Origin of the sequence: Bradyrhizobium sp. B025 (assembly GCF_042257955.1) — a bacterium.
Classification (GTDB): Bacteria; Pseudomonadota; Alphaproteobacteria; order Rhizobiales; family Xanthobacteraceae; genus Bradyrhizobium; species Bradyrhizobium diazoefficiens.
Map to the genome: position 1 here is coordinate 1722260 of NZ_CP170150.1, position 13355 is coordinate 1735614.

The window sequence follows — 13355 nt, forward strand, 5'->3', positions numbered from 1 at the left end:
CGCAAGAACGGCCGTCGACGATAGTTGTGGAGGATCGCAGGAGCATGCCGCTGGCCGGGCAGAGGGTGATGGACCTGTCGTGCGACGGCGAGGTCCGGTGCTTCCATGCGGGAACGCCGGAGCATCCAGTCTATGTCGACCAGGTGCGATCGTCCCACGTGGCCTTGCGCAAAATGCCTGTTGTCATGGTCCATGGCGCCGGTCACACCGGGACCTGCTATCTCGCCACGCCGGATCGGAGACCGGGTTGGGCGCCGCGCTTTGCTGCGGCTGGCCGGGACGTGTTCGTGCCGGACTGGCCCGGTCACGGCCGTTCGCCGTCAGGTCCGGACTTTTCGCGGCTTGGAACGCGGGATGTGGCGACGTCGCTGCTGGCGCTGATCGAGGAGATCGGGCCGGCCGTGCTGCTGGTGCATTCGGCGAGCGGTCCGATGGCCTGGTGGATGGCCGAGCGGCGTCCCGATCTGGTCCGCGCCGTGGTCGGCATCGCCCCCGGTCCACCGGCCAATCTGTTGCGCGATCTGCCCGACGATCCGGCAGCGATCCGCGCGCTGCGCGATGACGCCAGCGCCGGTCATCCCGTTTACTCGAGCGAGGATGCGCCGGTATGGCTGACGGCGGACTTTGCCGCCGCCTATTGGGCCAACGGACCGCGCTTTCCGCACCACGCGTTCGAAAACTACTGCCGCTCGTTTGCGCCGGAGAGCGCGCGAATCCTGAACGAGCGCTTCAACATCGGCGGGCGGGGACTCAGGATCGCTGATCCCGAGCGTCTGCGGGAAAGGCCGATCATGATCGTGACCGGGGACCGCGACCCGCGCCATCCGCGCGAGGTGGATGCGGCGACGGCGAGCTATCTCGGCGCCGAGTTCGTCTGGCTTCCCGATCGCGGCATCGAGGGGAACGGCCACATGATGATGATCGAGGACAACAGCGATGATCTCGCCGCCATGATCCTGGCCTGGCTCGATACGGTCGGATGCTGAGATCCCGCGCCCTGCAGGCATATTGGAGGATACCAAGGATGAGACGGATTGCGTGTGTCCTTCTGCTGCTAGCGCAGCCCGTCGCGGCACGGGCGCAAGTCAGTGGTGAAGTCGTCAAGATCGGCGTCCTCACCGACATGGCCGGCGTGACCGCCGACATCACCGGCAAAGGTTCGGTCGTCGCCGCCGAGATGGCGGTGAGCGAGATCGGTGGCGCGGTTCTCGGCAAGCCGATCCAGATCGTCTCGGCCGATCACCAGCACAAGGCCGATGTCGGCACGGCGATCGCCCGGCGCTGGTTCGATGTCGAGGATGTCGATGCGATCGTCGATGTGCCGAATTCCGGCGTTGCGCTCGCGGTCCAGAGCCTCGCACGCGAGAAGAAGCGGATCGTTCTCTATTCGGGGCCGGGGACGACGGCGTTGACCAACGAGCAGTGCTCGCCCTACGGCTTCCACTGGACCTACGATACCTATGCGGTCTCGCACGGGACCGCGTCCGCGGTCGTCAAGGCCGGAGGCGGCACCTGGTTCATCCTGGCGTCGGACTATGCCTTCGGCCATCAGCTCCAGCAGGACGCGACCAGCGTGATTGCGGCCTTGGGCGGCAAGGTGCTGGGCAGCGCGCGCCATCCGCTCAATACGCCGGACTTCTCCTCGTTCCTGCTGAGCGCGCAATCCTCCGGCGCCAAGGTCATCGGCCTCGCCAATGCCGGCAATGACACCGTCAACGCGATGCGGCAGGCCGGCGAGTTCGGGCTGGTGCAGGGTGGCCAAAGCCTCGCCGCGCTGATCCTCTTCCTCCAGGACGTGCACGCGCTCGGCCTTAGGGATGCGCAGGGCACCTACCTGACGACGGCCTCCTACTGGGACATGAACGAGGCGACGCGCGCGTGGTCGAAGGCGTTTTTTGCGAAGACCGGCATGATGCCGTCGATGCTGCATGCCGGCGTCTACGGCGCGGTGCGTCACTATCTCAAGGCCGTCGCCAGCGCCGGCACCGACGATGCCGGCCGGGTTGCGGCCGCTATGAGGACGATACCGGTCGAGGACGTCTTCTCGGAGGACGCAAGCATCCGTGAGGACGGCCGCGTCACGCGCACCATGTACCTCGTTCGCGTCAAGAAGCCGTCCGATTCGAAATATCCCTGGGACTACTTCGACATCGTGCGCAAGATCCCGCCTGAAGAGACTGTCTGGCCGCTCGCGGAGAGCAAATGTCCGCTGGTAAAGGCCTCCAGCCGCTAGATCGGAAACGGCCGTCGAACGGGTTGGCAAAGCGGGTTCGCCACGCGCATGATGCGTGCGTGATATCTCGCCCTCTTGCGATCCCGGACGACCCAGGAACATGAAAACCACGCTGCTGAAATCCGAAGACTACACCCGCTCGCCCTGGAAGAACGGCGGCGGCATCTTCACCGATATTGCGGATGCGCATCGTGCAGGCAGCCCGACGAAGGATTGGGACAGCCTGCTCTGGCGATTTGCGTCCACGCCGATCGTCGCGCCCGGACCGTTCTCCTACATGCCCGGCATCGACCGCTTGCAGATGGTCGTCAGCGGGCGCGGGCTGGTGCTGAAAGCACCGGGGCAGGAATTCGACGAGCGCGAGCCGTTCACGACCGTGCGCTTCACCGGCGAGCTCGAGATCGTGACCGAGCTCGAGGCGGGTCCGGTCGAGGTCGTGAACCTGATGGCCCGGCGCGGTGCGGCGGAGATCGAGCTCCTGGCGCTCCGGGAGCCCGGCGATCGGCCATTGTCCGCCGGCACGCATCTGGTTTACGCGGTTTCCGGCAATTGCAGCATTCGTCTCAATAGCGCGGAGTTTGCGGTTCCCCACGGCAGCACGCTGAAGGTCGAGCTGACCGAGCCGTCCAGGCTGGCGCTCGTCTCGGGGCTGGGGGTGCTGGGTTCAATCCAGCTCGTCGGCTAGATCGCAACTGTTGCTGATGCGCACGAACCGTGCAACTGGCTAGGTTGACGCGGCCCCGCCAGCGCACGATATCTGCCTTGATGCAAGCCGCCGCGAAGGGGCAGGATATGAGCGCACCAGACAAGAATCCCCCCGCGACGCTGTCCGACGGCGTCGTCGACTGGCTGACCAACGGCACCCGCGACGAGCGCTTCATCGACAATATCTTTGCGCAGATGTGCATCCGCCTCCAGCAGGCCGGCATTCCGCTGAAGCGCTCGACGCTTCATGTCCTGATCCATCACCCGCAATGGCTGGGGGCCCGCTTCATGTGGTCCGACGGCATGCGCGAGGCCGAGATCGCGCGGGTCGATTATGACGTGCGCGAGCGGTCCGAATTCATCGGCAGTCCCGCCAACGAAATGTTCGACGGGGCGACCGAGGTGCGCGAGAACCTCGAACGCGATCCGGCGCTCGGCCGCAAGCACGCCCTCTATGACGAGATGCGGACGAAGGGCCTGACCGACTATGTGGCCTGGCCGCTCTACCACACCCTCGGCAAGCGTCATCTCATCACCTTCGCGACCGACCGGCCCGGCGGCTTCGAGGAGGCGCATATCGCTGCGCTGAAGAAGCTGTTGCCGGTGCTGGCGCTGGTCAGCGAGATCCGCATCAAGAACCGCCTGGCGCGGACCCTGCTGGAGACCTATGTCGGCGCACACGCCGGCGAGCTGATTCTCGCCGGCGCTACCCGGCGCGGCACCGGCACCACGGTTCGCGCCGCGATCATGATCTGCGACCTCAGGGATTTCACGAAAATCTCCGACAACTGGCCGCGCGACGACGTCATCGACCTCCTCAACGACTATTTCGACGCGATGTCCGAGCCGATCGCGCGGCACGGCGGCGAGATCCTGAAATTCATCGGCGACGGCCTCCTTGCCATCTTCCCGCTCAGCCAGCCCAACGCCTGCGCAAACCTGCTGCATGCCGTGACCGAGGCTCGAGCGGCCATGGCCGCGCTCAACGAGCGGAATAACGGCAGCGGCCGCGCGCCGCTGAACTACGGCATCGGCGTCCATGTCGGCGACGTCATGTACGGCAATATCGGCTCGACCACCCGGCTCGACTTCACCGTGATCGGCCCCGCCGTCAACATGGCCTCGCGTCTCGAAGCGCTCACCAAGCAGGTGGGACGACCGGTGCTGCTGTCGCGCGACTTCGCCGAGCTGGTGGAGCGGAAGTCCGAGCTGGAGCGGGTGGGCGAGTACGAGGTGCGCGGCTTCAGCGATCCGATCGAGCTGTTCGCGTTTCACGGCTGAAAGCGCCGGGCGAAAGGCCTAGTAGAATCCGGCGAAGAACCGGATTGCGAGATATGCCCCTGCGACGACAGCCGCGGTGGCGCCGATTGCAAAGACGACTCTCAGGCTTTCGTCCATCGATCATTGTCTCCTTGAGACGACGCCGACTCCGCAAGGGGGGCTGAGAGCCGGAGCCGCCAAAGTGCCGGTGTCTTGTGGGACCCGGCCTGCGCCAACGTCCGAGCGATGCGCCGGTTCCTGTCAGCCTCATTACCGGATCAGGCGATTGCGCGAACGCACGGTTGCTGCGGTGCGCCCTCCCTGCGCGCGTCGCAAGTCGTGCGGATGGGCAATATCGGACGCATTGTCAAAAGAAATCTCCGCGCAGAACTCCTAGGTTGGCTTTACTGGCGGCCCTGCCAATGGTGCCGCACGAACGCATCGACGACAGTCAATGCTGCCGGCGCGATGCAACAGAAAAGGTGATCGACGCATCGGATGCGATCCCAAGAGGAGACGCCAATGCCAAGCTGTTCCGAAGATATTCGCAGTCGAACCGGGCGCTGTGCCGTGTGCGACGGCAGGTTTGGTCTGGTCCGCTACTACTCTTGGCGAAAGCCCCTTTGCTCGAAGAGGTGCCTCGCACGTTTCACGGTGCGCCGGCAGGGTGACTGCGACTGGGTGGGCCGATTTCCGTTGGCTTTCGACACGCTTTCAGAGAACCGCGCGAGGCCCCTATGACCATTCAGATGTCGCGACGAGGGAAGGAATATCTCGAGACGGCGCAGAGCCTGTTGCGCGCGGCCCGGACCATGACGGATGCCGTGGTCGCGGCTCGGCTCGAGATGCTCGCCACTGACTATCAGCGGCGCGCCGAAAAGGCGTCAACGGTCGATGCGGCGAAATCAACGGCGCGTTCGGCCGGCACTGGATACGAAGGGTACCCGTGAGGGCGGGTTGCGCCACCGGTTTGGTCGCTTAACCAGGCCGGCTTGCCAGTTTCCTCTTTTGCCACCTGTGGAGCCGATATGGGCGAAGTTGTTCGACTGGTCACAAGGGCCGAGCGCGAACGAGCGCGTTTGATCCGGGAAGCGCGCGCCATCTGTGACGCCGTCTTTCCACCGACCGATCCCGACGGCAAGCAGCCTGTCAGGCCGCGGGTCGACCACCCGGGCGGCGACGCAAAACCCGAGCAGGTCGAAGGAGTTCTCGTGACATGATCAAGATCATTGCCGTGCTCTGCAGCCTCTCGTCCCCGACAGACTGCCGTGAGCAGATCGTCACGACCTCGGACTTCGCGGACGTGACGATGCAGTCCTGTCTGATGGGCGCGCCGCAGCTTGCCGAATGGATGGCGCAGCATCCAGCCGAACGTCTCGCGGCGTGGCGCTGCACGATCGGCAGGCAGGAGGTTCGCAGAGGAGCGTAGGGTGCGAGTTGTCGAGGCTCGCTGATTGCGTCCGTCACATCAGGAGAATCGGAGCCGGCTCCAGGCGCCGGCCCGCCGCGCGCCGGACGGCTTCACGCCGGATCGTATTGCAAACGCGAGGGTGTACCACTACGCTTTGAACTCGGTAGCCCAAACGTTCCTACGATTGGCCGCGCGTTCATGCCAAAATTTCTTCGCATCGGAGTCCATTGGTCGAACGTATCTGGGTACACGTCGAAGGCGTGGTGCGTCAGGCGCGTTGGCCCGGTGATTTTCCTGAAATGGGGTGCCGTGGAGGTCCATGGCACCGGTGCCGGGCGAAAGGTCTACTGGGCGCGTCTGCCGCAGGAGAAGACGATTCGTTGCGGCACGGCGCAGCGTGCCCAGGACTATGCCAAGGCCGCGATCGCGCGGCGGCGGAACCACCGCTACGAGCCGCTGACCGGGCCCATTGCGAACCGGCGCCGGTCGGCCGGCGGAAGCGCCGAGCCCAAACAGGCGCTCGCCACCATCCTGATCGTCGATATCGTCGGCTCCACCGCAAAGGCCGCGAAGCTCGGCGATGCGCGATGGACCAAGATCATGGGCCACTATTACGCGGCCGTCCGCAAGGAGCTGAAGACCTCGCGCGGCAAGGAAGTCGTGACGACGGGGGACGGCGTGCTCGCGACGTTCAAGGCGCCGGCGGCCGGCGTCAGTTGCGCGACCGCGATCCGCGAAGCCGTGCGTACGCTGGGCCTCGATGTCAGGGTGGGGCTGCATGCCGGCGAGTACACGGTGAGCGGCGGCGAAATGGTCGGGCTCGCCTTCCACATCGGCACCCGCGTCGCCGCCAAAGCGCGCGCCGGCGAGGTTCTGGTGTCGAGCGCGGTCAAGGACCTGATGAAGACGCAGTCAACGTTCAGCTTCAGGGATCACGGTGTGCATCAGCTCAAGGGCGTGCCGGAGCGGTGGCGGCTCTATCGGGTGGAGGGGTAGGTACCTCCGGCTCGCAAACCCTGACCTCGCCTTGAAGATCAAGCGACCTCCGTTGCTCACTCGGTCGCCTCCATGTGGTTTCGGTCCACCACCCGCAGCGTCCTCCGCACCATGCCGTCGACAATTGCCGTCGACTCGCTTGGACGCAGATAGATCGCCGTGGACTTGAGCAGCCATGGCAACACCGCCTGCTCAAGCCGCTCCTCATAGGCGAGGCGCATCATGTCGAATGCCTGCAGGCCGGGCCCTGCCAGAATGACATGGTGTGGGCGCAGCACGGATATCGTTGCCGCGACCGCCTCGGCAAGCGCGCGACCTGCCTGCTGGAAGAGGTTCTCGAGGCGCGGATCGCCGCCCAGCGCCCGCTCGCGCAGCAGAGCCATCTGCGCCTCGGACGGCTGCTGCGAGTCCGCCGGCGGCAAGTCGAGAAAGGTGCGGGCGTCGCGGTAGAGCGCATAGTCGGCAAGATAGGCCTCGATACAGCCGCGCTGGCCGCAGCGGCATTGCGGACCATCCGGCGCCAGCTTGACATGGCCGATCTCGCTGCCGGCGCCCCAGTGCGCTTCGCCATCGGCGACAACGCCCATCCCGATGCCGTGACCGACCATGATCGTGGCCGAGAGGCCCTCCGCCAGCGCCGGTTCGGCGGCCGTAAGGGCGAGCGCAACTGCGACGGCGTCGTTCGCCATCACGACCTCGACCCCGAACGCCTGACGTATCGGCGTCGCCAGATCGACGTCGGTGATCGACAGTGCCGGGCTCCACAGCGTCCGGCCGGTATCGGCGTTCACGATACCCTGCAGCGCAAGCCCGATTCCCAACAGCTGATGGCGCGGCGTCGCCGTCGCATCAAGCATCGCATTGATCTGCGCGATGACCAGATCGCGCAGTGCGCCTGCATCGAGAGCGCGCGTCGGGAGAGCTAGTCGCGACTGCGCCAGGCCAGCGCCTCCGAAATCGGCGATCAGCGTCTCAATCAGGTTCATGCGTACGGAGACCGCGATGATGCGCCCGAACTCCGGGTTCAAGGTCAGCAGCACGACCGGCCGGCCACGGCGGCGGCCATTCAGCCCGTCCGCATCCTCGTCGTCGGTATCGTCGGACCATGACGTTGCCGCTGTCTCGGTCTCGCACAACAACTCTTCCGCCATCAGTCTCGACGTCAGACCGGAAACGGCGGGGAAGCTCAGTCCCGTGCTCCGGGCGAGCGCCACGCGGGGCAATGGCCCCTGGCGTCGCAAGAGTTCGACGAGGCGGCCGCGGTTCGACCCGCGGGCCAGGCTGGAAACGCGTCGCGGTGGCTCAATCTGGTCAACCATGCTGTCCATTTAATTCTGTTAGTGAATTTAATAGGTGCGTGTCTCGGTAGTGTTGTTGAAAAAGCACAGCCAAAGGGAGTCGTTATGCGTCATATTTACTATTATAATACCCCATGTACTATCTAAACTCGAAGAGTGAGCAAGTGCATCCTGATTTTTCTGTTTTGCTCTGCGACATTTCTTCGCTGTGTGAATAAAATAAGGCGCAAAAAGCGCCGTGAAGTCGCCTGATGCGGGGCGACCAAAGGGAGGTGCACATGAACGGATCAAGGACGAAATTGATAGTGCCGCTGCTCGCGGCCGCCGCGCTCGCGATGACCGCGGGAATGGCGCAGGCGCAGCAGAAAAAGACCATCGCGCTGGTTACCAATGTCGCGGCCGATTTCTGGACCATCGCCGGGCGCGGGCTCGAAAAGGCGCAGAAGGAGCACCCGGACTACAATATCGAATTGATCGTCACCAACGAAGGCACGGCGGCGGGCCAGCGGCGCGAGCTGGACGACCTCCTGGTGCGCGGTGTCGCCGGCATCTCCATCTCGGTGGACGACGCGCCGCACGCAACCGAACAGCTCAACAAGGTTGCGGCCAAGACCGTCTTGATCACGACGGACAGCGACGCGCCGCAGAGCAATCGCCTCGCCTATATCGGCACCGACAACGTCGCGGCCGGGCGGCAGGCCGGCGAGGAGATCAAGAAGGCGTTGCCGAACGGCGGCAAGATCGCGCTGTTTGTCGGCACGATGGACGCGGACGACGCCCGCGAGCGGGTGCAAGGCATCAAGGAAGCGATCGCCGGCACCAAGGTCGAGCTGGTCGACGTGTTCACCGACCAGGTGGACTTCGCCAAGGCCAAGGCGAACATGGAGAACGTGCTCGTCAAATATCCCGACATCGCACTGCTGTCCGGCCTTTGGAGCTACGAGACACCGCTGATCTATGACGCGGTCAAGGCGGCGGGCAAGGCCGGCAAGGTGAAGATCGTCGGCTTCGACGAGGACCAGCGCACGCTGCGGGGCGTTTCCGACGGCACGATCGAGTCGACGGTGGTGCAGCAGCCGTACGAGTTCGGCTATCTCTCCGCCACCAACATCATCAAGACGCTGAACGGGGACAAGTCCTGGATCCCGGCGGGCGGCAAGCTGATCGTACCGACCAAGGTGATCAGCAAGTCCAACGTCGCGGAGTTCACCGCAGATCTGAAGGCCCTGCTGAAGAAGTAAGTAGCACCGCCTTTCGACGCCCGGCTGGCACTGCCGCCGGGCGTCGTGCGGGAGGAGATGAATGGCGGAAATCCTGTTCGAACTCGCCGGGATCAGCAAGTCCTATCCCGGGGTCATGGCCCTCGACGATGTCAGCCTGCGCGTGTACCGCGGCGAGGTGCTGGGCCTGATCGGCGAGAACGGCGCCGGCAAATCGACGCTGATGCGCGTGCTGGGTGGCGTGATCGCGCCAACCCAGGGCGTGATCCGCATCGGCGGCATCGACCGCGCCCGCATGACGGTAAGCGAGGCGACGCAGGCCGGCATCGCCTTCGTGCATCAGGAATTGAACCTGTTCGAGAATCTCGACGTCGCCGCGAACGTCTTCATCGGACGCGAGAAGCTTGTCGGCGGCCCTCTGAAGCTGGTGGACAATGCCGAGATGCGCGCCCGCGTGACGCCGCTGCTGGAGCGGCTGGGTGCCGATTTCGCTCCTGACACACTGGTCGACAATTTGTCGATCGCCGAGCGCCAGATGGTGGAGATCGCCAAGGCGCTTTCGATCGACGCCCGCGTGATCATCATGGACGAGCCGACCTCCAGCCTGACGATTTCGGAGACCGAGCGGCTGCTCGAGGTGATTGCCGATCTGAAGGCGCATGGCATCGCGGTCATCTATATCTCGCATCGGCTCGGCGAGATCATGACCTGCGCCGACCGCGTCGTGGTGCTGCGCGACGGGCGCACGGTGGGGGAGCTGGCGCGAGACGAGTTGAGCCATGCCGCAATGATCCGGCTGATGATCGGCCGCGACCTGAAAGCGCTGCATACGCCGCCGAAACGGCCGCCGCAGCCGGGTGGCTGCGACATCCTCGGCCTCGTGACATCGGCCTTTCCCGACCGGCAGATCGATCTCTCCGTGCGGCATGGCGAGATCCTCGGACTGGCGGGGCTGGTGGGTGCCGGTCGCACCTCGCTTGCCCGCGCGGCCTTCGGCATCGATCCGCTGCTGGGTGGCGAGATCAGGATCGACAACGCGCCGGTCGATGTCACATCGCCGCGGGACGCGATCAGGCAAGGCATCTATCTGATGCCGGAGGACCGCAAGAAATCCGGGCTCGTGCTGGAGCTGCCGATCCGGGAGAACGTGACGCTGGCAAGCCTGCTGAATTATGCCCGGATGTGGCTGGTCAGCGGCGCGGCCGAGCGCAAGGTGGCGAAGGAGCAGGTCAGACGCCTCTCCATCAAGGCGCCGAGCGTCGATATCGAGGCCGTCACGCTCTCCGGCGGCAACCAGCAGAAAGTCGTGCTGGGCAAGTGGCTCTCCATGCAGCCGCGCGTGATGTTCTTCGACGAGCCGACCCGCGGCGTCGATGTCGGTGCCAAGAGCGAGATCTACGCGCTGATGCGCGAGCTCGCCGACCACGGCGTCGCGATCGTGATGATCTCCTCGGACATGGAGGAGGTGATCGGCGTTTCCGACCGGATCGCGGTGATGCATGAGGGGAGTGTCAGCGGCGTGCTGGAGCGCCCGCAGTTCAGCGAATACAACGTGTTGCAGCTCGCAATGGGCCAGGCGCCGGAAACCGTGGAAGCGGCGGCGCCATGATCAAGAAGGAACTCGGCCTGGGCCTGCTGCTCGTGGTGATTTCCGCCATCACGGGCCTGATCAATCCGGCCTTCCTGTCGCTGGTGAACCTGCTGAACATGGCCAATCTGATTGGCCTGTTCGGTGTGTTTGCGCTGGGCGAGGGGCTCGTGATCATCACCGGCGGCATCGACCTTTCGCTCGGCTCGATGTTCGCGCTGCTCGGCGTCATCTTCATCGATCTTCTGACGACTCATCAGGTTCATTGGCCGCTGGCGCTGCTGGCCGTGTTGCTGGGCGGGCTCGTGCTGGGCGCCATTCAGGGTCTTCTCGTCACCCGGCTGAAGATGCAGCCCTTCATCGTGACGCTGTGCGGGTTGCTGATCTATCGCGGCGCCGCGCGCTACTATACGAGCGACTCGACGCGCGGCTTCGGCTACGGCGACGAGGCCGGGACACTGAGCAACATTGCCTCCGGCAATTTGGCGGGCATCCCGAACACCTTCATCCTTTTGATCGTCCTTGCGCTCGTCCTCGGCGTGCTGCTGCATCGCTCGGTCTACGGGCGCTGGCTTTATGCCGTCGGCAAGAACGAGGAAGCGGCGCGCTTCTCGGGCATCAACACGAATCTCGTGATCGCAACCGCCTATATCATCAGCGGTGGGCTGGCCGGCGTTTCAACAGTCCTGTTCGTGTTCTACACGAACTCGGTGTCTCCGAGCTCCTTCGGCAATTTCTATGAGCTCTACGCGATCGCAGCTGCCGTCCTGGGCGGGTGCAGCCTGCGCGGCGGCGAGGGCTCCATTCTCGGTATCGTGCTGGGGACTGCGCTGCTGCAGGTGCTGCAGAACCTCGTGAATATCCTGGGCATCCCCAATTCCTTGAACTTCGCGGTGATGGGGACCGTGATTCTGATCGGCGTGCTGGCGGATCAGCAATTGCAGGCCCGGCGGCGGCGCAGGCAGGCGCTCGCCGGCCTCGCTCGCACGGCGCCGAAATCGACACCGGTGCAAGGACAAGGCGCGTCACCGCGCGCCGCGGATGCCTTGCCGGTGAGAACGAGTGATCAAGCATGACGGATCCACGCTCCAGTTGACACGAGGCCGCTTCGTCGGCGGCCGCTGGGGGAGGGAGCGCGTTCCAGGCTCGAGGGCTTTGGGCCGGAACGTGAGGCAAAACAAGCAAAGCCTGAGACGGCGGGAGGACGAGTAAGATGTTGCGCAGGTTTGTAAACACCGCACGAGTGTGCAGTGTGGGGATTGCTTTCTCTTCGCTGCTGGGCGGCGCGGTGCATGCGGCCGATTTTTCGACGAAAGCTGCTCCTGTTCCTTATGCTGCCGACGATTTCTGGACGAGACCGTATCTATTCGGCGATCTCGGCAGGACGAAGCTGAAGGAGCAGGGCATCGAGCTGGGCCTGACGCTGGGTAACGAATCTGTCGGCAACGTCACGGGTGGAAGCAGGAACACCGCAGCCAACGCTGGTCAGCTGTGGTTCGGCGCGAAGCTCGATATGGGGAAGCTCGCGGGCATCCCCGGCGGCACGGTCGGTCTGACGCTGGTCGACCGCTTCGGCAAGAATCTGAACACCGAAGCGGACATTCCCGCCTTGCAGCTGACCAACGAGGTGTTTGGCCGCGGCAATATTCTGCGCCTGACACAACTCTACTACTCGCAGAAGCTTTTCGATGACCGCCTCGAACTCAAGGGCGGCCGTCTTCCGGTCGGCTCCGACTTCTTCTTCGGCCTGTGCGAGTTCATTAACCTGACCTTCTGCGGCGGCCAGCCCGGCAACATCCAGGGTGGCTACATCTACAACTGGCCGGTGAGCCAATGGGCCGGTGTCGTCCATTACAAGCTGGCGCCGGAATTCACGATTTCGGTCGGCGTCTACGATGCCAATCCGAATTATCTGACGACGTCAGACCCTGCCATCTACTTCCTGCCGGGCATCCCCGCCTCAAGCCGCGCCAGCGGCGTGATGGTGCCGGTGGAGTTGGTCTGGGCGCCGTCGGGGCCGCTGAACGGGACCTGGAGATTGGGCGGCTGGTATGACAGCGCATCGACCATTGATGGTGGCCTTCCCGGGGTCATCTCAACCATCCCCGGCATTGGAGGCGTCCCGGATCAAAATCTCGGGGATCAACGCGGGCGCTACGGCGTCTACGAGTCCATCCTTCAACGCTTGACCGTCGACGGTCCGGGCGCGCAGGGCTGGTACACTTTCCTCAACACGACCGTTGCCGATCACCGGACGTCGTATCAGGACTACCAGATCGCCCTGGGCTTCCGGCATACCGGAACGTTTAGCTGGCGTCCCCAGGACGAAGTCGGCTTCGCGGTGGGCACGACCCACGTGAACTCGGCTGCCCTCAGCCCCAACGCCGGCGGCAACGAAGTTCCGATCGAAGTCTGGTACGGATGGCAGGCGACCGGCTGGCTGAACCTCAAGTTCGACGCGCAGTATGTGATCAATCCCGGCGGGCGCGGCTATAACGCCGTGGGCGTGAAGACCGACAATGCCGTGGTTCTTGGTATGCGCACCGAGGTCCACTTCTGATTCACGGCAACCTGCCCGGATCAGGACATTGAGCGAGCCGGCAGTGAGAGGTGCATGCCCCAATCGGGGCATGCACGAAAGTCA

The 13355-nt window shown here is 64.5% G+C and carries 13 protein-coding genes; 12 read left to right on the forward strand and 1 reads right to left on the reverse strand.

Annotated features, from left to right (window positions below):
* The first annotated feature begins 44 nt into the window (after nt 1–44).
* From ACE10W_RS07985 to ACE10W_RS08020, 8 genes are all read left to right on the forward strand, one after another.
* Nucleotides 45–986: an alpha/beta fold hydrolase gene (locus tag ACE10W_RS07985; RefSeq protein WP_246740340.1), complete on the forward strand. Its 942-nt coding sequence runs from the start codon at nt 45–47 to the stop codon at nt 984–986.
* Nucleotides 987–1024: 38 nt separating this feature from the next.
* The gene (locus tag ACE10W_RS07990; protein WP_304550954.1) at nt 1025–2233 is read left to right on the forward strand and encodes an ABC transporter substrate-binding protein; all 1209 of its coding nucleotides are present in this window, start codon (nt 1025–1027) and stop codon (nt 2231–2233) included.
* Nucleotides 2234–2333: 100 nt separating this feature from the next.
* Complete coding sequence (locus tag ACE10W_RS07995; protein ID WP_304550956.1) at nt 2334–2918, forward strand: HutD family protein; 585 nt, start codon at nt 2334–2336, stop codon at nt 2916–2918.
* A gap of 107 nt (nt 2919–3025) precedes the next feature.
* On the forward strand, nt 3026–4219 hold the full coding sequence (locus ACE10W_RS08000; protein ID WP_028174238.1) for an adenylate/guanylate cyclase domain-containing protein: 1194 nt from the start codon (nt 3026–3028) through the stop codon (nt 4217–4219).
* 716 nt (nt 4220–4935) lie between these two features.
* Entirely contained in the window at nt 4936–5148 is a 213-nt protein-coding gene (locus ACE10W_RS08005) for a hypothetical protein (protein WP_304550959.1), read from the forward strand.
* A gap of 78 nt (nt 5149–5226) precedes the next feature.
* Nucleotides 5227–5418 carry a hypothetical protein gene (locus ACE10W_RS08010; RefSeq protein WP_074077301.1) on the forward strand — a complete coding sequence of 64 codons (192 nt, stop codon included), beginning with the start codon at nt 5227–5229 and terminating at the stop codon, nt 5416–5418.
* Entirely contained in the window at nt 5415–5627 is a 213-nt protein-coding gene (locus ACE10W_RS08015; protein WP_028174240.1) for a hypothetical protein, read from the forward strand. Before ACE10W_RS08010 ends, ACE10W_RS08015 begins: the two co-directional genes overlap by 4 nt.
* 180 nt (nt 5628–5807) lie before the next feature.
* Nucleotides 5808–6605: an adenylate/guanylate cyclase domain-containing protein gene (locus ACE10W_RS08020; RefSeq protein WP_304550961.1), complete on the forward strand. Its 798-nt coding sequence runs from the start codon at nt 5808–5810 to the stop codon at nt 6603–6605.
* A 56-nt stretch (nt 6606–6661) separates the two neighbouring features.
* Here ACE10W_RS08020 and ACE10W_RS08025 read toward each other — a convergent pair whose 3' ends face one another.
* Nucleotides 6662–7924: an ROK family protein gene (locus ACE10W_RS08025; RefSeq protein WP_304553699.1), complete on the reverse strand. Its 1263-nt coding sequence runs from the start codon at nt 7922–7924 to the stop codon at nt 6662–6664.
* A gap of 257 nt (nt 7925–8181) precedes the next feature.
* Here ACE10W_RS08025 and ACE10W_RS08030 point away from each other — a divergent pair, with 257 nt between their 5' ends.
* The 4 genes from ACE10W_RS08030 (at nt 8182) to ACE10W_RS08045 (ending at nt 13271) form a co-directional block, all read left to right on the forward strand.
* The gene (locus tag ACE10W_RS08030) at nt 8182–9144 is read left to right on the forward strand and encodes a sugar-binding protein (RefSeq protein WP_375762590.1); all 963 of its coding nucleotides are present in this window, start codon (nt 8182–8184) and stop codon (nt 9142–9144) included.
* A 61-nt stretch (nt 9145–9205) separates the two neighbouring features.
* On the forward strand, nt 9206–10732 hold the full coding sequence (locus ACE10W_RS08035; protein ID WP_304550962.1) for a sugar ABC transporter ATP-binding protein: 1527 nt from the start codon (nt 9206–9208) through the stop codon (nt 10730–10732).
* On the forward strand, nt 10729–11787 hold the full coding sequence (locus tag ACE10W_RS08040) for an ABC transporter permease (protein ID WP_304550963.1): 1059 nt from the start codon (nt 10729–10731) through the stop codon (nt 11785–11787). Before ACE10W_RS08035 ends, ACE10W_RS08040 begins: the two co-directional genes overlap by 4 nt.
* Before the next feature lie 137 nt (nt 11788–11924).
* Nucleotides 11925–13271, forward strand: a complete 1347-nt coding sequence (locus ACE10W_RS08045; RefSeq protein ID WP_011085060.1) for a carbohydrate porin — start codon at nt 11925–11927, stop codon at nt 13269–13271.
* The last annotated feature ends 84 nt before the right edge of the window (nt 13272–13355 follow it).